Genomic DNA, 23,659 nt, shown 5'->3' with positions numbered 1-23,659 from the left:
AACACACGTCGAGTTCATTCCGGCGCATCGCTGCCTTCCGGCCAGCGGTTTTCGAACACGCAATCGGCGAGCGGCACGCGGCTCGCCCAGCGTTCGGTTTCCAGCATCGGCTCGCTGTAAAACCGGTCGACGTGGCCGAGACACAGAATCGCCACGGGACGCGCGCCCTCGGGCATGCGCAGCAGTTGGCGAACCGCGTCGACGTCGAACAGCGACACCCAGCCCATGCCGAGACCTTCGGCGCGCGCGGCCAGCCACATGTTCTGAATCGCGCAGGCCACCGACGCGAGGTCCATCTCCGGCAGCGTGCGCCGGCCGAAGATGTGGCGCTCGCGGCCGTCCATCAGCGCCATCACCAGCAGTTCGCCGCAGTCCAGCATGCCTTCCACTTTCAGCTTCATGAACTCTTCGCGGCGTTTGCCGAGCGCATCGGCGGTGGCGAGCCGTTCGCTTTCCACCGCATCGTGCAAAGCCGTGCGCAGCGCGGGATCGGTGATCCGCGCGATCCGCCACGGCTGCATGAAGCCGACGCTCGGCGCGTGATGCGCGGCGTCGAGCAGACGCTGCAGCACGGCCGGATCGACCGGATCACGCACGAAATGGCGCATGTCGCGGCGTTCGTAGATCGCGCGGTAAACGGCGTCGCGCTCGGAATCGTTAAAAGGCTTCGCCATGGAACAGGGCGGCCGTGAAGGCCGGGTTGGAGGGCCAGTAAGCGTGCATGTAAGTCGCCACGATCGAGCCGGCGCGATAAATAGCCTCGCCGGGCGCGTCGCCCTGCGGCCTGGTGGCCGAGCGCAGCGGCGTGAGCGACGTGTTCAGCTTCGAGTAGTGAAACGTGTGGCCGGTCATCGGCCCATGCAGGCTGTCGATCTGCTGCATGCCAAGCGCGGTGAAGCGCGTTTGCATGGTCGCGTGGCCGGGCAGCAGGCCGAGCATCGGTGTGGTCACGCCGTGCGTGTCGGTGAGTTGGTCGAGCAGATACAGCATGCCGCCGCATTCGGCGACGAGCGATTTGCCGGCCGCCGCGTGCGCGTGGATGCTCGCCGCGCTGTGCGTGTTGCTGGCCAGCGTGGCGGCGTGGAGTTCCGGGTAGCCGCCTGGAAGATACACAGCGTCGGTGCGTTCCGGCAGGGCTTCGTCGGCGAGCGGCGAGAAGAAAGCGACTTGCGCGCCGAGCGTTTCCAGCAACGCGACGTTCGCCGGATAGATGAACGAGAACGCGGCGTCGCGCGCAATGGCGATTGTCTTGCCGTCAAGCAGGCGCGGCAGGATCTCGGGTGTCGGTGTGCCGAACTCGACCGGCGGCGGCAATTCGGCGAGCGCGGTGCGGCCTAAAGTGTCAGCGGCGTGATCCAGTCGCGCGTCGAGGTCGTCGATTTCTTGCGCCTGATGCAAGCCGAGGTGACGATCGGGGAGTGCGATTTCATCGCTGGCGGCAATGTGTCCGCACCAGCGCAGATCCGGCGGCAACGCTTCTTCCAGCATCTGCGCATGCCGCGCGGAGCCGACGCGATTGGCGAGCACGCCGTAAAACGGCACCTGCGGCCGGAATTGCGCGAGACCGAAGGCGACCGCGCCGAAGGTCTGCGCCATCGCCTTCGCCGAAATCACCGCGAGCACCGGCACGCCGAATACGGTGGCGAGATCGGCGCTGCTCGGCGTGCCGTCGAACAGACCCATCACGCCTTCGATCAGGATCAGGTCGGCTTCGGCGGCGGCCTGCGCGAGCAGCGTGCGGCAGGCGGCTTCGCCTACCATCCACAGATCGAGCGAGAGGACCGGCGCGCCGCTCGCGCGCGCCAGAATCATCGGATCGAGAAAATCCGGTCCGGTCTTGAAGACGCGCACGCGTCGCCCCAGCCGCCGATGGTAGCGCGCGAGTCCCGCCGTGATCGTGGTCTTGCCTTGACCCGAAGCAGGCGCACTGATGAACAGGGCGGGGCACGCGGCCATCGCTTAGAACTCCACGCCGCGCTGCGCTTTCACGCCCTGCTCCCGATACGGATGCTTGACGATGCGCATTTCGGTGACGAGGTCGGCGGCTTCGATCAGCGCGTCCGGCGCGTGACGGCCGGTCACCACCACATGCAGCATCGGCGCGCGCGCGGCGATTACCGACAGGACTTCGTCGAGCGGCAGGTATTCGTACTTGAGCACCGTGTTCAGCTCGTCGAGGATCACCATCTGGTACTCGCCGCTTTCGATCATGCGACGCGCTTCGTCCCAGCCTTTGCGCGCGGTCGCGATATCGGCGTCGCGGTTCTGCGTGTTCCAGGTGTAGCCGTCGCCCATCGTGACGAAATCGCAGTTGGCGATCGCGCCGAGAAAGTCGCGCTCCGACGTGTGCAACGCGCCCTTGATGAACTGCACCACGCCGAGACGCATGCCGTGGCCGAGCACACGCACGGCCATGCCGAACGCAGCGGTGGTTTTGCCTTTGCCGGTGCCGGTGTTGACGATCAGCAGGCCTTTTTCGACGGTGGCGTTGGCCTGTTTTTTCTCGTGGCCTTCGCGGCGGCGCTCGGTCATGCGTTGATGCGATTCGGGGTCGGTCTTCATGGCAGGTCCTGTTGCTGTGTGTCGTTGTCTGGGTGTTCGGCGTGAGCGGTGGTTGAGGCGATCGCCACGGTGACGCCGGCATAAACGGTTTTGCGCACGAGGAGCGTGGCGCGAGGCGCATGGCCTATGACGGATTCACCGAGCCCGGCTGCGACGTCGGCCGTCGCGCCAAGCAGCGCGCACGGCTCGCAGACGCCGTCCACGCCGAGGTGCTCGCGCGCTGCCGCCGAAGGCACCGCGACGTGCATCGCCGCAATCTGTTCAAGGCTGAAGAGTGTCAGCGGCAGCGCATGACTCGCGCAGAATTCGAGGAGGCCCACCTCGTGGGCTTTGATGTCGAGCGAGGCGACGGTACGGATTTCGTCGAACGAATGCGCGCCGAGCGCGCCGCGCACCGCGGCTTCGATCTGCTCAGCCGAGCTGTGCAAACGACAACCGATGCCGACGCTCAGCGTTTTCATCGCGTATCCGTCCCGTCCGCGAGCGGCGTTGCAGCGCGTTCCGCATGCGCCGCCTCACGCGCCAATGCGAGCGACGCCACCCCGCCGATCACCACGATCGCCGGCGACCCAAGTCCGGCACGCGCAACGGTGTCGGCAAATTCACCGAGCCGCGCTAGCGCATGGCGTTGCTCGGGACGCGTGGCCGATTCGATCGCCGCGCACGGCGTGTCGACGCTCATGCCGGCCGCGAGCAGCGCGCCGACGATATCGTTGAGCCGCCGCATGCCCATGTAGATCACAAGCGTCATGCGCGTGGCCACGAGTGCGGCCCAGTCGGGCTCGCCGCTGCCCGCGCCGTGCCCGGTGACGAACACGACGCCCTGCGCGTGATCGCGATGCGTGACTGGAATCCCGATCGCCGCGGGCGCCGCGATTCCCGCCGTGATGCCGTTGACGACTTCCACCTCGATACCGGCCGCGTGCAGCGCCTGTTGTTCCTCGCCGCCACGGCCGAACACGAACGGGTCGCCGCCTTTCAAACGCGCGACGCTGCGCCCGGCCCGCACATGTTCGAGCATCTGCGCGACGATGTCTTCCTGCGGTGTCGACGGATGACCGCCGCGTTTACCCACGTAGACGATCAGTGCGTCAGCGCGCGCGAACTGCAGCACTTCAGGATTCACCAGATCGTCGACCAGCACCACGTCGGCTTGCGCCAATGCACGGGTGGCCTTGATGGTCATGAGTTCGACGTCGCCGGGGCCGGCGCCGATCAGCCAGGCGCGGGTCATCGCGGCGTGCACGGCGGGCGCCATGTCGTGACAAGCGGGAAAGGGTAAAGCGCGAAGGGTCGCCAGACGGCGGACGTTGGGGTCATGCAGTGCTACGGATTCAGGCATGGCGCAATGCGTGGTTCGTAGCGAGTTTCACACGAAACTCGCCTACGCGGACACTCTGCGTCGTGCTTTAGCGCCTTCGCATCCGTCCCTCGCGGATTCCGGCGGCCGGCGGCGCGATGTTGCCCTGAGGTTCGCCGCCTCCGCGTCTGGCCGGTATCCGGGCTGGCGGCCTCACGCGCTTTGCCTTCCCGTCCGCATTCGCTGGAAATTGCCGGACAGTGGCTTAAAAAAACGCATGCGCGGCGCAAGTCGATTCAACATCGCGCCGCAGGTCGCTTACCGTTGCGGGGACAGCACAGGTTAAGCGCATGGCGCGCTGCCTGTTTCCCGTTTAACTGCACACGCGAATGCATGTGCGGGCACCAAACGCGCGCATACGATAGCACATGGCGCCCCGTCCGATAAGCGCTTGCGGCCTGGGGTTTCCTTGACGGCACCGGGCCGCGGGCCTACACTCGCACGCACTTTGGTGCTCGTGTGCGCGCTCGTGCGCATGCAGTTAAACGGGAAACAGGGTGCCCACCTGCCATGGATCGGGCCAACCTGTGCTGCCCCCGCAACGGTAAGCGAAATGTGGTGCTAACTGCCGTGTCAAACGCAGTCGGTTAGCGCCGCGGAGCCGGCTTCGATGTCCACGCGCAAGGCCGCGTCGGCATATCACCACTGGGCGAGAAATCACTCGTCCGGGAAGGGGAAGCGGCGCTTTCGCCAGCCCGGATACCGGCCAGATAACGAAGGACGAACGCCGCGGGGATGCGGCGCTGCGTTCATGACTCATTCCCGCTTTCTGTTTTTCTGTTGTCGCGGCAACGCCGACTTTCGTCCCCGTGTTTTGTTATGGTCGCGGCTGGCCGGGCGTGTGCTCCGTTTGCCTCGGCATGCGCTGAAAAACACGCCGGCGTGCACGTGCAACTCCTACGGATGGACCTCACGATGCAAACTCAAATGCGCAAGATCCCCGTCACCATCGTCACGGGCTTTCTCGGCAGCGGCAAGACCACGCTGCTGCGGCATATTCTTCAGCATGCGGGCGGCAAGCGCATCGCGGTGATCGTCAACGAATTCGGCGAACTCGGTATCGACGGGGAAATCCTCAAGGGTTGCGGCATCGGTTGCGATGAAAACGGCGTCGAGACCGAAGGCCAACTGTATGAACTGGCGAACGGCTGCTTGTGCTGCACCGTGCAGGAAGAGTTTTTCCCTGTGATGGAAAAGCTCGTGGAGCGCCGCGAGCAGATCGATCACGTGCTGATCGAGACGTCGGGTCTGGCGTTGCCGAAGCCCTTGGTGCAGGCGTTCAACTGGCCGCAGATCAAGAACAGCTTCACCGTGGATGCCGTGGTCACCGTGGTCGACGGCCCGGCCGCCGCGAGCGGCCAGTTCGCGGATAATCCGGTTGCCGTGGATGCGCAGCGCAAGGCCGATCCGAATCTCGATCACGAGTCGCCGCTGCACGAACTGTTCGAAGACCAGTTGTCGGCGGCCGATCTGGTGATTCTGAACAAAACGGACTTGCTCGACGACGCGCAGCAAAGCGCGGTCGAAGTTTCGATCCGCGAGGAAATTCCGCCGCAAGTGAAGATCGTTCGCACACACATGGGCCAGCTCGATCTGCATACATTGCTGGGCCTCGAAGCGGCGTCGGAAGACACGATCCACTTGCGTCACGATCACCACGGCTCCGCCGACGACGCCGACCACCATCATGACGAGTTCGACTCCGTGGTCGTGCAGGCGAATGCGTCGTCGCGCGAGGCGGTGATCGCCGCGCTGCAACAGCTGGTCGAAACCAACACCATCTATCGCGTCAAAGGCTTCGCGGCGCTGCCGGGCGCGGCGATGCGTCTGGTGATTCAAGGCGTTGGGCGGCGCTTTGACAGCTATTTCGATCGACGCTGGCAGGCCGGCGAAAGCGGCCCGAGCCGCTTCGTGCTGATTGGTGAAGACCTCGATCAGCCGGCGTTGCAACGTGCGTTCGACGCGGCGCTGGGCATGCCGTCGAGCGTCGAAGCGCAGCAGGCGTAAGCGCATATGCATCTGCTGCGCACCACGCCGGGCGGTTTCGTCGACGACACGCAAGGCGTGATCCGGATCGATCAGCAGCCCGCGGATATCGTGGTGCTCAGCTCCGCCGACACCACGCTGTCGCTGCTGGCGAGCGTTTTTCCGCGGCTGGGTGAAGGCTTCCCGAGCGTGCGGCTCGCGAACGTCACGTATTTGCGGCAACCGGCGTCGGTGGATTTTTATCTCGAAGACGTCTTGCAGCATGCGCGCGTGGTGGTGGTCGATCATCTGGGCGGCGAAGCGTATTGGCCTTACGGCATCGAGCAGGTGGTGGCGCTCGCCGAGCGCAAGCAGCAGACGCTCGCGATGTTCTCCGGCGATCTGCAGGAGGATCCGAACCTGCTCGCGCGCAGCACGGCAAGCGCGGATCTGTGCCATCAACTGTGGCGCTATCTGCGTGAAGGCGGCCCGCAAAATGCCGAGGCGTTCCTGCGCTGTATCGCCCACCGCGTCTTCGGCTGCGGACGCGAACCTGCGCCGCCGCGCGCGTTGCCCGCCGCCACGCTCTACCATCCCGAGCGCGATACGCCGACCATGGCCGACTGGCAGGCGCGCTGGAAACAGGGAGCACCGGTTGCGGCGATCCTGTTCTACAAGGCGCATCTGCAGGCTGCCAACACGGCGGTGTTCGACGCGCTGATCGACGCACTCGAATCGCAAGGTCTGAATCCGCTGCCGATCGCGATTACCTCGCTGAAAGATGCGATGAGCCGCGACGTCGTGCAATCGCTGTGCGCGCAGCACGAGGTGGCGCTGGTGCTGAATACGACCGCATTCGCCGCGTCCGCGATCGACGACCCCGAGCCGCTCGCGCTCGCCGGTGATGCGCCGGTGCTCCAGGTGATCCTGAGCGGCGGCAATCGCGACGATTGGGTCAAGGACAATCAGGGCCTCAATTCGCGCGATATCGCCATGCATATCGCGCTGCCGGAAGTGGACGGCCGCATCATCACGCGCGCGATCAGTTTCAAGGGACTCGCGTACCGCTGTGCGCATACTCAGGTCGACGTGGTGCGTTATCAGCCGGACCTTGAACGCGTGGGTTTTCTCGCCGAACTGAGCCGCCGCTGGTGCCGTTTGCGTTCACTCGATAACGCGGACAAGAAACTCGCGCTGATCCTCGCCAACTATCCGATGAGCGAAGGGCGCATCGGCAATGGCGTGGGACTCGATACACCGGCATCGGTAGTCGGCATTCTGTCGATGCTGGGCGACGAAGGTTATCGTCTCGCCGATCTGCCCTTGGGCGGCGATGCGCTGCTGAAAAAGCTTACCGAAGGCGTGACCAACGATCCGGTCGTGCGCGATTTGCGTCCCGCACTGCAAAGCCTCGCACTCGACGACTATCTCGCGCACTTCAACGCTTTGCCCACCGAAACGCGTCAGGCGTTGAACGCGCGTTGGGGCGCGCCGGAGCTCGACCCGACGCTGCGACGCGGCCGCTTCATGATCGCGGGCTGGCGTTGCGGACAGGTGTTCGTCGGCATTCAACCGGCGCGTTCGCGCGAGCAGGGCGACTACGCGAGCTATCACGACGCCGAACTCGTGCCGCCGCATGCGTATCTGGCGTTCTATTTCTGGTTGCGTCACCAGTTCGGTATCGACGCAATCGTGCATGTCGGCAAGCACGGCAATCTCGAATGGCTGCCCGGCAAAAGCGTCGCGTTGAGCGATACCTGCTGGCCCGATCTGATTCTCGGGCCGATGCCGCATCTGTATCCGTTCATCGTCAACGATCCGGGCGAGGGTAGCCAGGCGAAACGCCGCGCACAGGCTGTCATCATCGATCATTTAATGCCGCCGCTCACGCGCGCCGAAAGCTACGGGCCTTTGCAGGACCTGGAGCGCCAGGTCGACGAATATTATGAAGCGCTGATGGTCGACCCGCGCCGCTCGAAGCTGTTGCGGCGCACGATTCTGGCGACCATCGTCGACCATAAGCTGCATGAGGAACTCAGTCTCGCCGCACCGAACGGACAGGACGACGAAGACGCGCTGCTCACGCGCGTCGATGCGTGGCTGTGCGAGTTGAAGGAAGCGCAGATTCGCGATGGTTTGCATACGTTCGGGCAATCGCCCGATGGCGTGCAGCGACGCGATACGTTGCTGGCATTGGGGCGTTTTCCTGTCGGCGATGGGCAAGGCGGCAAGGCCGGCTTGATCGATGCGCTGGCGCGTGATCTGCAGATGGATCATCTGTTCGATCCGTTGTCGGTGGATTGGTCGGCGGTGTGGGACGGTCCGCGTCCCGATGTACTTCAGCGTGTGAGCGATGCGCCTTGGCGGCACTGCGGCGATACGCGTGAGCGGCTGGAGTTGCTGGCGGCTGAGTTGCTGCGAGACGTGTGCGGAGATCGAACGCATGCGTCGGTAACCACGACGGCCGCCGGCTTGCCGCAAGCAGAGCAAGTTATCGAGCGTCTGCGTAACGACGTGCTGCCGCGGCTCGACGCCTGCGGTCCGCAGGAAATGCTTCAGTTGAAGCGCGGCCTCGAAGGCCGTTTCGTGCCGCCCGGGCCGAGCGGTTCGCCGTCGCGCGGCCGGCCTGACGTGCTGCCCACCGGCCGCAACTTCTATTCCGTCGACACGCGCGCGGTTCCCACCCAGGCCGCCTGGTCGCTCGGCTTGAAATCCGCCCAGCAACTGATCGAACGGCATCTGCAGGAGAAGGGCGACTATCCGCGCGCCATCGGTCTGTCCGTCTGGGGCACCGCGACCATGCGCACGGGTGGCGACGATATCGCCCAGGCGCTCGCGTTGCTCGGCGTGCGGCCGAAGTGGGCGCCGGGCAGCCATCGCGTGACCGATTTTGAAATCATGCCGATCGAGGCGTTCGACCGGCCGCGAATCGACGTCACCTTGCGGGTGTCCGGTTTCTTCCGCGATGCCTTCGCCAACGTCATGCATCTGTTCGACGCCGCCGTGCAAGCCGTCGCCGAACTCGACGAACCCGAGGACCTGAATCCGATTCGCGCGCGCGTGCTGCGCGAACGCGATGCGCTGATCGCGCGCGGCATGGACGCCGCCGAAGCGCGCAAGCGCGCCGGCTGGCGCGTATTCAGCGCGCGGCCCGGCGCCTACGGCGCGGGTCTGCAGGACATGATCGACTCGCGCCAATGGCAAACCGACGCCGATCTTGCGAACGCGTATCAGGCGTGGGGCGGTTATGCGTACACGCAAAAGAGTGCGGGCGAAGAAGCGCGTCACGCGTTCGGCGCGCGTCTCGCCGCAATGGACGTGGTGCTGCAGAACCAGGACAACCGCGAGCACGACCTGCTCGATTCGAACGATTACTACCAGTTCCAGGGCGGCATGGTCGCCGCGGTGCGGCATCTGGCCGGCGATCAGCCGAGTGTGTATCACGCCGACCACAGCAATCCGGCGGCGCCGCGCGTGCGCACGCTGCATGAGGAGATCGCGCGCGTGATCCGCTCGCGCGTGGTCAATCCGAAATGGCTGGATGGCGTGAAGCGCCATGGGTACAAGGGCGCGGCCGAAATCGCCGCGACCGTCGACTATCTGTATGGTTACGATGCGACGGCGCGCGTGATCGCGGATCATCAATATGCGCTCGTGACTGACGCGTACCTGAACGACGCAGACACCCGCGAGTTCTTGCAACGGCACAACCCGCACGCGTTGCAGTCGGTCTGCGAGCGCCTGCTCGAAGCCATGCAGCGCGGTTTGTGGCAGGCACCCGGCGACTATCGCGCGCAAGTCGAACAGCATCTGCTTGCGAGCGAGCAGCAGATCGAAGGAATGCAAACATGAATCCAGCGATGAGCGCGGCTGCCGCGCGGCCCGTTTTTCCCTTTGCCGCGTTGATCGGCCAGACGCCGTTGCAGCACGCGCTGCTGTTAGCCGCCATCGATCCGGGGTTGGGCGGCGTGCTGGTCACCGGGCCGCGTGGCACGGCGAAGTCGACTGCGGCGCGCGCGTTGGCTGAGTTGCTGCCGGAAGGGCAACTGGTGAATCTGCCGCTTGGCGCCAGCGAAGATCGTCTGATCGGCACGCTCGATATCGAAACCGTGTTGCGCGACGGTTCGGTGCGCTTCTCGCCGGGTCTTCTTGCCAAAGCGCATCGCGGCGTGCTGTATGTGGATGAAGTCAATCTGCTGCCCGACGCGCTTGTCGATGCCTTGCTCGACGCGGCCGCGAGCGGCGTGAATACCGTCGAACGCGATGGCGTATCGCATAGCCACGACGCAAGCTTCGTGCTGATCGGCACGATGAATCCTGAAGAAGGCGAACTGCGGCCGCAATTGATCGACCGTTTCGGCTTGATGGTCGAGTTGCAGAACTGTTTCGAGCCGCTCGTGCGTCAGGCGATCGTGAAAGCGCGGCTGGCGTTCGACCTCGATCCGCAGGGTTTTCGTGCGGGCTATGCGCAGCAGCAGGCGGCTTATGTCGAGCGGATTCGAATGGCGCGCGAAGCGCTGCCGCAGCTCGCATTCGACGACGCCGTGCATGCGCATGTGAGCGCGCTGTGTATCGACGCCGCCGTGGACGGTTTGCGCGCCGATCTCGTGATGCTGCGCGCGGCGCGTGCGTTGGCGGCACTCGAACAAGCGGCCGCGGTGACGGCGGAGCATGTCGATCGGGTGGCTGAGGCGGTGTTGGCTCATCGGCGGCATGTTCGCGAGTCGCCGGCAGAAGGTGGCCCGCGTCAGAGCGACGCCGAACGTGCGGCTTCTTCCGATAGCCGGTCCTCATCCGCGGAAGACAATGGGCCGCCGCCGGCCGCCGCTGCCGGCGATAGCGACTGGGGCTACCTCGCGCCCGAGCCGGCCGCAACCACGCACGTCAAGGGCGTCATTCCGCTTAACGTAAAAAAACGCTGAGCCATCGGAAGGGCGCCGCCGCTGACTTGCGCAGCGGTTTTCGATGGCTGCGAGGCGCGGGCACAACTGCCGGTTCGCGCGGGCGCTTGCGCGGCGAGCCGGGCAAGCGCATCGACTGGCCGGCCACGCTCGGCGCGAAGCGCCAGGAGACGCTGCGCGCCGGGCATCTGCACTTCGTGCGCGAGGCGCCGCGCGGCGGCGTGCTGCACTGCTTCGTACTCGATTGCTCGGGTTCCATGCTGACCGGGCAGCGCCTCGCGCTCGCCAAGGGATTGCTGATCGCCTTGTTCGACCGTGCAAGCGCGGCGCGAGCCGAGGCGGCGCTGGTCTGTTTCGGCGGCGCCGGTGCGGATGTGCGTTTCGGCCCCGCTGTGCCGCGCTGGTGGAACGAGCGGTGGCTGAGCCCAGTGGGTGGCGGAGGCGGCACGCCGCTGACGGCAGGCGTTCAGCGTGCATCCCAGCTGCTGGATCGCTGCGCGCGCCGCAAGCCCGGGCAGCAACGCTGGTTGTGGATTCTGACCGATGGCCGCACGCGTGACATGCCGGCGCGGCCGCCGGATGCGGACGAGGTGGTGTTCGTCGATTTCGAGCGAGAAGCGATCCGGCTGGGCCGCTGCGAAGTGCTCGCCGATGCCTGGGGCGCGCGGCGCTTGACGCCGGAAGAACTGATGCTGATGGGCTGAGCGGCTCGCGGGCCGTGCCGCTCATGGGCGTGCGCTTATTTCAGGCCGCTCGACCAATACACCACATCGTCCTGACGGTCGAATACGAAGACTTTCATCGCCATCTGCTGGGCTGCATCGAGTTGATCGAGTTCGAGCCCATGCGTTGAAGGCTCGCCGGGGCCGCTGCCTTTCTGCACGTTGCGGATCACCGCCGTGGTTTCGATCTCCGTGTCGAGATCCTTCGACTTCAGGCGAAACGCAACGCGCAACCGGTCGCCGACGGCGCCGAGAGTCCACGAGGCGTCCAGCGACATGCCGAGCGCGCTGATGCCTTTCGCGAGTCCAAGGCCCTCATACGATTCCCCGCTTTGACCGATGCCGAAACGTACCGCCAGGTGCGCGCGGACGCGGATCGATTTGCGTTCGCGCAGGCGGCGGATCACGCCGGGCTTCGACAGCACGACGTAGTCGAACGGCGTGCGGCAGATCGCTTCAATCGTGCAGACGAAACGGAACACCGCATGGCTGGCGATCGCGACGATCTCGATGTTTTCGCCGATGCTGAGCGGGAAGATGCGGCCTGCGTGCATCGGCGGAGTGACGAAGAGCGAATGATTCGGCGCGAAACCGATGATGCGGCACGGGTGCATGGGCGCGCCGCTGCCGAGCTGCGAGCGCACACCGACCAAAGCACCGATTTCCAGATGCATGTCCTTGAGCGTCAGTGCGCCGTTGGGATCCGCTTGCGGCTCTGCCGGCAGTGGCGGTTGCGCGGTCGCGTCCAGTAAGTCGCCGCGCTGCGGACGGAAGTGCCCGAACAGGAATTTGCGCTCGTCCGTGGTCGCCAGGATGGTGCCGCTGGCGAACAGCAGCGTGCCGTCGGTGTCGACGATCGGCCAGTCCAGGGGCGCGCCTACTGGCACCTGCTCCGGATTCAGCGCTGTCGTCTGCGCTGCGGATGAGGCTTCCTCGACGTGTTCCTCGACTGGATTGTCCATGGTCGGCGGCTATTTAAGTGACGGGGTATCCTGGTTGACGGCTGGCGACTGCGAAACTTTAGTTTTTTGCGGTGGTGCCGGCTTTCCAGTTCTTTCGACGCTGTTGTCGGGTGTGCGCCTTGTGTCTATATATAGTGAGGAGGCTCGCTTGGCTGTTTTGACAGCGGGGAGGCGCGGCCGCTGATCGACTGGCTGGCGGTCGCAAGTACGACTGCCTCATGAGCAGTCAATTAAATCGGATGGCTAACTAATTGGGCGGCGTTGTTGGAGCGGTCTGTTTCCGTGCCTCTTAACTTTCCGAAAAATATTGCGCGAAGGGGTTGACGACATGTCGCTCGCTCTCCATAATCTCGTTTCTCTGCTGCTGATGCAGCGACGCAGAACGAAGCGGTGCCGGGTGGTTGTGATGTTGACGACGTGCGGTGCGGGTTCGGTGGTGAATGCGTACTCGATCTTTAAAAATTAACAGCCGATAAGTGTGGGCGCTTGATGCGCGACGCGCCGGCGGGCCCTTCGGGATCTGCCGGAAGAAGCGAAAGTATCAAGTCTCACACAGTAATGAAAGGAAGGTTTTTCCATTGAAAGATGGAGAGATCATTCGTCAGTACGTTGAGTGAGCGACCGGTTGGTAAAACAACCGAAAAACAGTAACAGGTTTGAACTGAAGAGTTTGATCCTGGCTCAGATTGAACGCTGGCGGCATGCCTTACACATGCAAGTCGAACGGCAGCACGGGGGCAACCCTGGTGGCGAGTGGCGAACGGGTGAGTAATACATCGGAACGTGTCCTGTAGTGGGGGATAGCCCGGCGAAAGCCGGATTAATACCGCATACGATCTGTGGATGAAAGCGGGGGATCCTTCGGGACCTCGCGCTGCAGGGGCGGCCGATGGCAGATTAGCTAGTTGGTGGGGTAAAGGCCTACCAAGGCGACGATCTGTAGCTGGTCTGAGAGGACGACCAGCCACACTGGGACTGAGACACGGCCCAGACTCCTACGGGAGGCAGCAGTGGGGAATTTTGGACAATGGGCGCAAGCCTGATCCAGCAATGCCGCGTGTGTGAAGAAGGCCTTCGGGTTGTAAAGCACTTTTGTCCGGAAAGAAAACCTCCGCCCTAATACGGTGGGGGGATGACGGTACCGGAAGAATAAGCACCGGCTAACTACGTGCCAGCAGCCGCGGTAATACGTAGGGTGCAAGCGTTAATCGGAATTACTGGGCGTAAAGCGTGCGCAGGCGGTCCGCTAAGACAGATGTGAAATCCCCGGGCTTAACCTGGGAACTGCATTTGTGACTGGCGGGCTAGAGTATGGCAGAGGGGGGTAGAATTCCACGTGTAGCAGTGAAATGCGTAGAGATGTGGAGGAATACCGATGGCGAAGGCAGCCCCCTGGGCCAATACTGACGCTCATGCACGAAAGCGTGGGGAGCAAACAGGATTAGATACCCTGGTAGTCCACGCCCTAAACGATGTCAACTAGTTGTCGGGTCTTCATTGACTTGGTAACGTAGCTAACGCGTGAAGTTGACCGCCTGGGGAGTACGGTCGCAAGATTAAAACTCAAAGGAATTGACGGGGACCCGCACAAGCGGTGGATGATGTGGATTAATTCGATGCAACGCGAAAAACCTTACCTACCCTTGACATGTATGGAATCCTGCTGAGAGGTGGGAGTGCCCGAAAGGGAGCCATAACACAGGTGCTGCATGGCTGTCGTCAGCTCGTGTCGTGAGATGTTGGGTTAAGTCCCGCAACGAGCGCAACCCTTGTCCCTAGTTGCTACGCAAGAGCACTCTAGGGAGACTGCCGGTGACAAACCGGAGGAAGGTGGGGATGACGTCAAGTCCTCATGGCCCTTATGGGTAGGGCTTCACACGTCATACAATGGTCGGAACAGAGGGTCGCCAACCCGCGAGGGGGAGCCAATCCCAGAAAACCGATCGTAGTCCGGATCGCACTCTGCAACTCGAGTGCGTGAAGCTGGAATCGCTAGTAATCGCGGATCAGCATGCCGCGGTGAATACGTTCCCGGGTCTTGTACACACCGCCCGTCACACCATGGGAGTGGGTTTTACCAGAAGTGGCTAGTCTAACCGCAAGGAGGACGGTCACCACGGTAGGATTCATGACTGGGGTGAAGTCGTAACAAGGTAGCCGTATCGGAAGGTGCGGCTGGATCACCTCCTTTCTCGAGCTAAACGCGTCAGTTGTGTAAAAGCAATGCGTTGAGCGCTCACGCTTATCGGCTGTGAAATCAGGACAGACTCAGGGGTCTGTAGCTCAGTCGGTTAGAGCACCGTCTTGATAAGGCGGGGGTCGATGGTTCGAATCCATCCAGACCCACCAAAGTCTTGTCTGGTGTGCTGATCGTCTGAAACCTCTGGGGTAGCTGTATGACTGGGGGATTAGCTCAGCTGGGAGAGCACCTGCTTTGCAAGCAGGGGGTCGTCGGTTCGATCCCGTCATCCTCCACCAATCCTCAATGCGTAGCGTTCTGTGCAGGAAGCAGAGCGTTGTGCATTGGCGATTGAGCCAGTCAGAGTGATATGAAGCAGAGCTTTATATCGGCTGTCGTTCTTTAACAATCAGGAAGAAGTAGTAAAGAGATTCACGAAAGCATACTTAGAGATGGGTGTGCGAGTAGGTGAATCAGGGTTGTGATTGTATCAATGTATGAAAAGAGAGATCGGAAGATCGCTTTTGGAATACGGCGCAACACGAATACTCAACCTGTAGCGAGTGTGGCAGACACGGTCTTCCCAGCGAAGGGCGTGCGAGACACACCCGTTATAGGGTCAAGCGAACAAGTGCATGTGGTGGATGCCTTGGCGATCACAGGCGATGAAGGACGCGGTAGCCTGCGAAAAGCGGTGGGGAGCTGGCAAACGAGCTTTGATCCACCGATATCCGAATGGGGAAACCCGGCCCGTATGGGTCATCCGTAGCTGAATACATAGGCTACGTGAAGCGAACGCGGTGAACTGAAACATCTAAGTAACCGCAGGAAAAGAAATCAACCGAGATTCCCAGAGTAGTGGCGAGCGAAATGGGACCAGCCTGTACTCTTTATCTTCATTGTTAGTCGAAGGCTCTGGAAAGTGCCGCCATAGCAGGTGATAGCCCTGTAGACGAAAACAGCGAGGAAGAACTAGGTGTACGACAAGTAGGGCGGGACACGTGAAATCCTGTCTGAAGATGGGGGGACCATCCTCCAAGGCTAAATACTCGTGATCGACCGATAGTGAACCAGTACCGTGAGGGAAAGGCGAAAAGAACCCCGGGAGGGGAGTGAAACAGATCCTGAAACCGCATGCATACAAACAGTCGGAGCCTTTGAAAGAGGGTGACGGCGTACCTTTTGTATAATGGGTCAGCGACTTACATTCAGTGGCAAGCTTAACCGATTAGGGCAGGCGTAGCGAAAGCGAGTCCGAACAGGGCGATTCAGTCGCTGGGTGTAGACCCGAAACCAGGTGATCTATCCATGGCCAGGATGAAGGTGCGGTAACACGTACTGGAGGTCCGAACCCACTAACGTTGAAAAGTTAGGGGATGAGCTGTGGATAGGGGTGAAAGGCTAAACAAACCTGGAAATAGCTGGTTCTCTCCGAAAACTATTTAGGTAGTGCCTCGTGTATCACCTTCGGGGGTAGAGCACTGTCATGGTTGTGGGGTCCATTGCGGATTACTACGCCATAGCAAACTCCGAATACCGAAGAGTGCAATCACGGGAGACAGACATCGGGTGCTAACGTCCGGTGTCAAGAGGGAAACAACCCAGACCGCCAGCTAAGGTCCCCAAATATTGCTAAGTGGGAAACGAAGTGGGAAGGCTAAAACAGTCAGGAGGTTGGCTTAGAAGCAGCCATCCTTTAAAGAAAGCGTAATAGCTCACTGATCGAGTCGTCCTGCGCGGAAGATGTAACGGGGCTAAGCAATATACCGAAGCTGCGGATGCACATTTATGTGCATGGTAGGAGAGCGTTCCGTAAGCCTGCGAAGGTGCACTGGAAAGTGTGCTGGAGGTATCGGAAGTGCGAATGCTGACATGAGTAGCGATAAAGGGGGTGAAAAGCCCCCTCGCCGTAAGCCCAAGGTTTCCTACGCAACGTTCATCGGCGTAGGGTGAGTCGGCCCCTAAGGCGAGGCAGAAATGCGTAGCTGATGGGAAGCAGGTTAATATTCCTGCACCATTGTTAAATGCGATGGGGGGACGGATCGCGGAAGGTTGTCCGGGTGTTGGAAGTCCCGGTCCTTGCATTGGAGAAGGCGCTTTGGCAAATCCGGGCGCGGAATTCAAGGGTGCGAGGCCATTCACTTCGGTGAAGAAGCAATCGGAAGTGGTTCCAAGAAAAGCCTCTAAGCTTCAGTTTGACAGTGACCGTACCGCAAACCGACACAGGTGGGCGAGATGAGTATTCTAAGGCGCTTGAGAGAACTCGGGAGAAGGAACTCGGCAAATTGGTACCGTAACTTCGGGATAAGGTACGCCCCTGTAGCCTGATGCGCCTGCGCGCAGAGGGTGAAGGGGTTGCAATAAACTGGTGGCTGCGACTGTTTAATAAAAACACAGCACTCTGCAAACACGAAAGTGGACGTATAGGGTGTGACGCCTGCCCGGTGCCGGAAGATTAAATGATGGGGTGCAAGCTCTTGATTGAAGTCCCGGTAAACGGCGGCCGTAACTATAACGGTCCTAAGGTAGCGAAATTCCTTGTCGGGTAAGTTCCGACCTGCACGAATGGCGTAACGATGGCCACACTGTCTCCTCCCGAGACTCAGCGAAGTTGAAGTGTTTGTGATGATGCAATCTCCCCGCGGCTAGACGGAAAGACCCCATGAACCTTTACTGTAGCTTTGCATTGGACTTTGAACCGGTCTGTGTAGGATAGGTGGGAGGCTTTGAAGCGTGGACGCCAGTCTGCGTGGAGCCGACCTTGAAATACCACCCTGGTTTGTTTGAGGTTCTAACCTTGGTCCGTAATCCGGATCGGGGACAGTGCATGGTAGGCAGTTTGACTGGGGCGGTCTCCTCCCAAAGTGTAACGGAGGAGTACGAAGGTACGCTAGGTACGGTCGGAAATCGTGCTGATAGTGCAATGGCATAAGCGTGCTTAACTGCGAGACCGACAAGTCGAGCAGGTGCGAAAGCAGGTCATAGTGATCCGGTGGTTCTGTATGGAAGGGCCATCGCTCAACGGATAAAAGGTACTCTGGGGATAACAGGCTGATACCGCCCAAGAGTTCATATCGACGGCGGTGTTTGGCACCTCGATGTCGGCTCATCTCATCCTGGGGCTGTAGCCGGTCCCAAGGGTATGGCTGTTCGCCATTTAAAGAGGTACGTGAGCTGGGTTTAAAACGTCGTGAGACAGTTTGGTCCCTATCTGCCGTGGGCGCTGGATATTTGAAGGGGGCTGCTCCTAGTACGAGAGGACCGGAGTGGACGAACCTCTGGTGTACCGGTTGTCACGCCAGTGGCATCGCCGGGTAGCTATGTTCGGAAGAGATAACCGCTGAAAGCATCTAAGCGGGAAACTCGCCTTAAGATGAGATATCCCCGGGGCTTCGAGCCCCTTGAAGGGTCGTTCAAGACCAGGACGTTGATAGGTCAGGTGTGGAAGCGCAGTAATGCGTTAAGCTAACTGATACTAATTGCCCGTAAGGCTTGATCCTATAACAGGTGTGTTTTGCGATGATCGTCAGTGCTTCAGCACTGACGGGCATCCCACCCCCGAAGGGGGCAAGGCCACCCAGGTTAAGTGATCGTGTTGTGCCAGAAACAACACAACCCCAACAGCTTTACCCCTGGTGAGCATCACCAGAAACTACTTCTTCCAGATTGGTTGCATTGCTCCACGAGCAGTGCGGCATCAAGTCATGCCTGATGACCATAGCGAGTCGGTCCCACCCCTTCCCATCCCGAACAGGACCGTGAAACGACTCCACGCCGATGATAGTGCGGATTACCCGTGTGAAAGTAGGTAATCGTCAGGCTCCCCAGCAGCAAACAGAAACCCCACCCCACAAAGGTGGGGTTTCTGCGTTTACCCCACCGCCATACGCGAAAAAAACCACCGTATAACCCGCCTTCACTCCCGCTCCATCCGCCGCGCATCCGCGTAGCCCGTCAGTTCCAGATACGCCCGTCCCACATCCACACCTTCGCGGCTCACCCGCACTGCGCCTTCCCAGTACACCGCGCCCGTCGATTGCCGCGAATCGAGCTCCTGATCGTCCATCAGCGGATCGAGTTTCCACGTCAGCACGCCGGTTTTGACCATCATCGAGACGGGATAAGAAGTGTTTGTGCGCGGCGAGCGCCATGTGCGAAGCGGCGTAAAGTCGACTTGATCGGGGGCGAATGTCGTCACCTCGCCGTTGGGTTTGCGAAATGCCGCGTGCGCCCACACAGCGTGTCCATCGCGACTTCGTACCTTGAATGCCATCAGCGCAGAGCCGTCGGTGAGGTTGGCGCCGAGCCAATCCCAGCCTACCGCATTGGCGTCGAGCAATGTGCTCGACCATTCGTGATCGAGCCACGCCGTTCCCGTTACAGGAGTCTCGCCATGCGACGAACCACCTGCCGCGGCCGGTCGAACCACGACGCCAGTTACGCGCAATTGCGGCTCGCTGTAGTAATAACTCGCCTGCTCAGGCCGCGGCCCCTTGCGTGAATAGCCGCGTTCGCCCTGAATCAAGGGCGCTTGCGTCGGTGTCAACTTGAGATGCAGCGAAAAACCGTTCGCATCCGCAACGACGTCGTAGTGACCGTCAGCGGCCCGAACCATTTTCCATGAGTCGAGTTTGACGTCGGTGTTGGCCGGCTTCGCATACGCCAGACCGAATCCTTGACGAGCAATGCGCTGCTCGTGCGCAAGATGGCCGAGCGCGGGATCGCTTAACGCGGCATGGGCAATGATCAATTGCGAAGGCGCGAAAGCACTCGGATCGGCGGCGTCATGCCCGGTTGCGGAACGGAAGAAGGTGATCTGAAATCCGAGCGGCTGGTTATCCGGCGTGGTGAGCCAACCTGTCGCGTACCACCATTCGGTGCGAAAGGCTGCGTGCGCACCGGTGTCCTGCGGCAGGGCGATTGCGTGATCGGGTGTGACCGCCGCGAATTGGGGCGCTGCGGCGAACGCGGGCCAGGCAGTCAGCATCAAGATGGACAGCAAGCCGCGAATACGCGTACCTATGCGCCGATTCGCGACACGAGCGGACTCAACCGGCAACTGGCACGACGGCATCTTGCGTGCAGTCGACATGTAGCCCCGCAAAGCCTCGCCCGACGCCGCACGCGCCCGCTGCGGCGCACGTGAATGCAGCGCGACGTTGGATCCGCCACTGGCGACAGCCCGGCGAGCCGACATCCATGACACCTTGCGCCCAATCGACCCGTAGCTCGGAATAGTCTCGTCCCAATCCACGCCGGTGATTCGCAACTCACGTCGTTGCAAAGCGGTGCAATACCCGTCGCCGGAGGCCAAATCGAAGCACGCTCTGATCCATGGCACCTCGCGCCCAATCAACGCGTCCTTCGACATGTTCCCGTCCAAAACCACGATCCCCATGTGCGGATCAGGCCGCCGCAAAACGAACCGTCTTTCCTCGCCGACGAGATCAAAGCGCGCCACTACCGCCCGCATAACCCACCGTGCCGGATCGCGCGATAAAGCCCTCATCACCAATCCTCCTTCACGGCACGCACCGCATCCACCGACACTGCGCCGCGTCCCGCAATCACCGCCGTCGAACACGAGGAAGCGAGCATCACCAACGCGACGGTGGCGAGCGCCATCCATGGCACGTGTAGCGACATGCTCCAGTGAAACGACTGCGGATTGACGACGAACACCAGAATCAGACTGATCGCGAAGCCGAGCACGAAGCCCAGTGCAATGCCGCACGCGGTGAGCATGCCGCCTTCGAGCGCGAGGATGGCGAGCACCTGCGAGCGCGTCACACCGACATGCCGCAGCATGCCGAACTCACGCGAACGAGCGAGCGTCTGCGCGGAGAACGTCGCCGCCACGCCGAACAAGCCGATCACGATAGCGACCGCTTCGAGAAGATAGGTGACCGCAAAACTGCGGTCGAAAATCACCAGCGTTCGCGCGCGGATTTCGCCAGGTAGCGACAAATCGAGCGATGCCCCGAACGGCAGTGCGCGCAGCCCCACGGCAATTTGCTCGACACTCGTCCCCCGCTGAACGGTGACGGCCACATCGGTTGCACTCGTGTCACCGGTCAAGCGCCGGAAATCGGCGAGCCGTATCTGAATGGCGCCGGTTTGCCGCACGTAATCGCGCCATACGCCCGCCACGACGAACACGTGGCCGCGTTCACCAAACGGCAATCGAACTCGCTGACCCAGCTTGTATCCATACAGATCGACCATTGCTTCGGATACCCAAATAGGTGTTTCGCCTGCGTGAAATTCAGCAGGCGGCAACACGGCACCGGTCATTTGCAGATTCGCGCCCGGATCGGCCGCGTCGATCTCGCGCGCGAGCAGAGCGATGTCGGGCCGCGCAGGGTCGAGCGTCAGATGCGACGTGCGCGCGAATGCGGCTGTTCTAACGCCGGGCACGGCCGCGAGCCGGCTCTGTTCGTCCAGCCGCAAACCGCCGGTGTCGCCGTTCGGCGCCACGCGAACATACAGATCGGCGGAAAGCAGATGAACCAGCCAGTCCTCAACGGAAACCCGGAAGCTCGCCACCATGATGGCCATCGCGACGATCAGCGCAAAGCTCGACAGCACACCGCCCATGGCGATCGACGCATGCCCAGGCGCGTTCGCAAGTCGCGCGAGCGCCAGCGTGCCGGCCGCGCCGGCCCGGCGTCGCGCGGAAAAAACACGGCTCGCCGCGCCGAAGATGAGCGCGGTCACGCGCGGCATCAGGGCAATCCCGCCGACGAGCAGCAACGCGACGGCCAGATAACCGCCAATCGGCGCGTCGAACAGCGGCGGCGCCTGCGTGAGCACAGCGGCGGCCAGCAGACACAGCAGGGCGGGCCACGGTGTGGCGAGCCGCGCCAACGCGCCTTCTTCGGCGCCCGCCTTGAGCGCCGTGGCGGGCCGCGCACGCGCCGCTTCCAGTGCGGGGGCGAGACTGCCCAACACCGCTACGGCCAGCCCGAGCATCAGAAACAACGCGCTCGCCAGCGGTTCGAAGCCGACTTGCGGCTGCACGCCGGGAAAGTAGCCGCCGCCCAGATCGCTGCCGAAAAAATGCAGCGCACCGCTCGCCATGGCGTAGCCGAGCGCGAGTCCGGCGAGCGAGCCGAGCAGACCCAGCAACGCGCCCTCCATCAGGATCTGGCGCAACAACTGACCCCGCGTCAGCCCGAGCACACGCAGCATGGCGAACTGCGCGCGCCGTCGCACGACGCTCAGCGCCTGCGTCGAAAACACCAGAAACGCGCCGGTAAACAACGCCACCAGCGCGAGCACATTCATATTGATCCGATACGCGCGCGAGAGGCGATCGGTGCGGCTCTCTGCGTCACGCGTTTCGGCAATGACCCACTGGTTGCCGAGCCGCGCTTGCATCTGACGTCTGAAGCGCTCGCGGTCGACGCCGCGTTCGAGCTGCACGTCCACTCGCGAGAGCTTGCCCACTTTGCCGAACTGCCACTGCGCGGCGGCGATATCCATGACGGCGAGCCGCTGGCCCGGCCGTGTTCTCACGATGCCGCCCGCCACGCGCAAATGCACGATCGAGGTGCCGCTTCGCAGCGCCACCTCGTCGCCGGCTTTCACCTTCAGCCATTGCTGCGCCGCCGTAGAGAGAAACACGGTGTCGGGCGCGAGGGTATCGAACGGCTTATCCGGCGACGGCACGCCGATCAGGTCGGGCGCAATGCGGCTCGCTTTAAACACGTCGATGCCGAGCACCGGCAATGCGGCGCTCCGGTCGGGCACGGTGACATCGAGCGCGAGCACGGGGCTGGCCAGCGCGACACCGGGCTCGTTGGCGACTAGCGGATAGATGGCTTCGTCGACTAACGGTTGGGCGCCGCGCACCTGCAGATCGGCTTCGCCCGACAGACTGCGGGCCGCCGCGGAAAATTCGCTGAACGCCGCGCTGTTGATCAACTGCACGGCGTAACCGAGCGCCACGCCGAGCGCAATCGTTGCCATTGCAACGAGGGCGCGTCCGCGATGACTGCGCCATTCGGCGCCCAGCAGCCAGCGCGCGAGAACGCGATGGCCTCGCAAGCGCGGTAGAGGACGGGAATCAGCGGATATCATCGGCGGAAGGCGTGCGGTTGCGGGAGCCGAAGGTCAGGGCTGTAGAAGGAGGCGTCGCATGCAGACCGCCGTCGCTCAGGATCAGGATGCGGTCGGCGACGGCCGCGGCGGCTTCCGAGTGCGTCACCATGATCGTGGCCGCGCCGGTCGCCTTGCTTTGCGCGCGGAACAGGCCGAGCACTTCGTGCGCGGTATCGGGATCCAGGTTGCCGGTAGGTTCGTCGGCGAGCAGCAGTTTCGGGCGATGCACCAGCGCTCTCGCAATCGCGACACGCTGCAATTCGCCACCCGAGAGTTGACGCGGAAAGTCGTCGCCGCGTCCGCCGAGGCCGACCGCCGCGAGCATGTCGAGCGCGGCGGCGGTGGGCAGTTCGTTGAGCAGCAGTGGCAGCGCCACGTTCTGCGCAAGCGTCAGATGCGGCAGCACGTGAAACGCCTGGAAGACAAAGCCGAGTTTTTGCCGTCGCAGGCGCGTGGCCGCGTTGTCGTCCAGGCGCGAAACGGCGCTGCCGTCGATGATCACGTCGCCGCTATCCGCACTGTCCAGGCCGGCCACTAGATTCAGCAGCGTCGATTTGCCGACACCGGAGTCGCCCATGATCGCGACGAACTCGCCCGGACCGAGTATGAAATCCAGTTGCGCCAGCACGATGCGGCCCGCGCCGTAGGTTTTGCTGAGCCCGCGGCACTCGAGCGCGGGGACGACGCCTTCGTCACGTAGCATGCGTTTTCCGAAAAGTGTGGGCGGCGTCTGTACAGGCTAAACGCAGACCAGAAAAGCGCTGCATCGGCGCACGCACATCTGTCCTTGAACCGCCGAAGTATATTCGCCTTCTGTAAGGCACGCCGACGCCCCGCGCGCGTGCCGGGAGCGCGCTGACGCAGGTACCGTCGGTTTCCTGTCCCGAACTTTCGTCACCTTGCGC

General features: G+C 62.3%; 13 protein-coding genes, 2 tRNA genes, 3 rRNA genes and 2 riboswitches. Of the genes, 9 read left to right on the top strand and 9 right to left on the bottom strand.

Annotated features, from left to right (window positions below):
- Positions 1-14: 14 nt before the first annotated feature.
- From bluB to cobA, 5 genes are read right to left on the bottom strand one after another with little or no spacing between them, the layout of a single operon-like run.
- Entirely contained in the window at positions 15-674 is a 660-nt protein-coding gene (bluB, locus tag B0G82_RS34000) for a 5,6-dimethylbenzimidazole synthase (RefSeq protein ID WP_121310444.1), read from the bottom strand.
- A complete protein-coding gene (locus B0G82_RS33995) occupies positions 658-1,956 on the bottom strand; it encodes a cobyrinate a,c-diamide synthase (RefSeq protein ID WP_121310443.1) in 1,299 nt (432 codons plus the stop codon). The genes bluB and B0G82_RS33995 overlap by 17 nt, the downstream gene beginning before the upstream one ends.
- Before the next feature lie 3 nt (positions 1,957-1,959).
- Positions 1,960-2,562 carry a cob(I)yrinic acid a,c-diamide adenosyltransferase gene (gene cobO / locus B0G82_RS33990; protein WP_116144612.1) on the bottom strand — a complete coding sequence of 201 codons (603 nt, stop codon included), beginning with the start codon at positions 2,560-2,562 and terminating at the stop codon, positions 1,960-1,962.
- Positions 2,559-3,023 carry a cobalamin biosynthesis protein gene (locus B0G82_RS33985; RefSeq protein ID WP_121310442.1) on the bottom strand — a complete coding sequence of 155 codons (465 nt, stop codon included), beginning with the start codon at positions 3,021-3,023 and terminating at the stop codon, positions 2,559-2,561. Before B0G82_RS33985 ends, cobO begins: the two co-directional genes overlap by 4 nt.
- A complete protein-coding gene (cobA, locus tag B0G82_RS33980) occupies positions 3,020-3,796 on the bottom strand; it encodes a uroporphyrinogen-III C-methyltransferase (RefSeq protein ID WP_121311026.1) in 777 nt (258 codons plus the stop codon). Before cobA ends, B0G82_RS33985 begins: the two co-directional genes overlap by 4 nt.
- A 238-nt stretch (positions 3,797-4,034) precedes the next feature.
- Positions 4,035-4,286, bottom strand: a riboswitch (cobalamin riboswitch).
- Positions 4,287-4,354: 68 nt separating this feature from the next.
- A riboswitch (cobalamin riboswitch) is annotated at positions 4,355-4,648 on the top strand.
- Positions 4,649-4,837: 189 nt separating this feature from the next.
- Here cobA and cobW point away from each other — a divergent pair.
- From cobW to B0G82_RS33960, 4 genes are all read left to right on the top strand, one after another.
- Positions 4,838-5,929 carry a cobalamin biosynthesis protein CobW gene (gene cobW / locus B0G82_RS33975; RefSeq protein ID WP_277872811.1) on the top strand — a complete coding sequence of 364 codons (1,092 nt, stop codon included), beginning with the start codon at positions 4,838-4,840 and terminating at the stop codon, positions 5,927-5,929.
- Positions 5,930-5,935: 6 nt separating this feature from the next.
- Positions 5,936-9,739 carry a cobaltochelatase subunit CobN gene (gene cobN, locus B0G82_RS33970; protein WP_121310440.1) on the top strand — a complete coding sequence of 1,268 codons (3,804 nt, stop codon included), beginning with the start codon at positions 5,936-5,938 and terminating at the stop codon, positions 9,737-9,739.
- A complete protein-coding gene (locus tag B0G82_RS33965; RefSeq protein WP_121310439.1) occupies positions 9,736-10,809 on the top strand; it encodes an ATP-binding protein in 1,074 nt (357 codons plus the stop codon). Before cobN ends, B0G82_RS33965 begins: the two co-directional genes overlap by 4 nt.
- An 86-nt stretch (positions 10,810-10,895) precedes the next feature.
- The gene (locus B0G82_RS33960) at positions 10,896-11,492 is read left to right on the top strand and encodes a VWA domain-containing protein (RefSeq protein WP_121311024.1); all 597 of its coding nucleotides are present in this window, start codon (positions 10,896-10,898) and stop codon (positions 11,490-11,492) included.
- Positions 11,493-11,527: 35 nt separating this feature from the next.
- Here the strand turns inward: B0G82_RS33960 and B0G82_RS33955 are convergent, their stop codons facing one another.
- Positions 11,528-12,472: a flagellar brake protein gene (locus tag B0G82_RS33955; RefSeq protein ID WP_121310438.1), complete on the bottom strand. Its 945-nt coding sequence runs from the start codon at positions 12,470-12,472 to the stop codon at positions 11,528-11,530.
- Between the two features lie 658 nt (positions 12,473-13,130).
- On the opposite strand from B0G82_RS33955, the gene B0G82_RS33950 reads away from it, so the two are divergent.
- From B0G82_RS33950 to rrf, 5 genes are all read left to right on the top strand, one after another.
- Positions 13,131-14,663, top strand: a 16S ribosomal RNA gene (locus B0G82_RS33950).
- An 81-nt stretch (positions 14,664-14,744) separates the two neighbouring features.
- Positions 14,745-14,821: transfer RNA gene (locus B0G82_RS33945), tRNA-Ile, on the top strand.
- 53 nt (positions 14,822-14,874) lie between these two features.
- Positions 14,875-14,950, top strand: a tRNA-Ala gene (locus B0G82_RS33940).
- Positions 14,951-15,268: 318 nt separating this feature from the next.
- Positions 15,269-18,151, top strand: a 23S ribosomal RNA gene (locus B0G82_RS33935).
- A 207-nt stretch (positions 18,152-18,358) separates the two neighbouring features.
- A 5S ribosomal RNA gene (gene rrf, locus B0G82_RS33930) occupies positions 18,359-18,472 on the top strand.
- Together the 16S, 23S and 5S rRNA genes with 2 tRNA genes alongside form the textbook arrangement of a ribosomal RNA operon.
- A 95-nt stretch (positions 18,473-18,567) precedes the next feature.
- On the opposite strand, the gene B0G82_RS33925 is transcribed toward rrf, so the two are convergent.
- The 3 genes from B0G82_RS33925 to B0G82_RS33915 all read right to left on the bottom strand — a co-directional run bounded on the left by B0G82_RS33925 (position 18,568) and on the right by B0G82_RS33915 (position 23,457).
- On the bottom strand, positions 18,568-19,638 hold the full coding sequence (locus B0G82_RS33925) for a carotenoid 1,2-hydratase (protein ID WP_241975049.1): 1,071 nt from the start codon (positions 19,636-19,638) through the stop codon (positions 18,568-18,570).
- Positions 19,639-20,159: 521 nt separating this feature from the next.
- Positions 20,160-22,733, bottom strand: a complete 2,574-nt coding sequence (locus B0G82_RS33920) for an ABC transporter permease (protein ID WP_199730201.1) — start codon at positions 22,731-22,733, stop codon at positions 20,160-20,162.
- Positions 22,720-23,457, bottom strand: coding sequence for an ABC transporter ATP-binding protein (locus B0G82_RS33915; RefSeq protein WP_116144602.1), 738 nt, complete (start codon positions 23,455-23,457; stop codon positions 22,720-22,722). Before B0G82_RS33915 ends, B0G82_RS33920 begins: the two co-directional genes overlap by 14 nt.
- Positions 23,458-23,659 lie beyond the last annotated feature (202 nt).

It is taken from the genome of Paraburkholderia sp. BL17N1, assembly GCF_003634175.1.
GTDB lineage: Bacteria > Pseudomonadota > Gammaproteobacteria > Burkholderiales > Burkholderiaceae > Paraburkholderia.
Note: the sequence above shows the minus strand (reverse complement) of the source record. Positions and strands in the feature narration are given on the sequence as shown.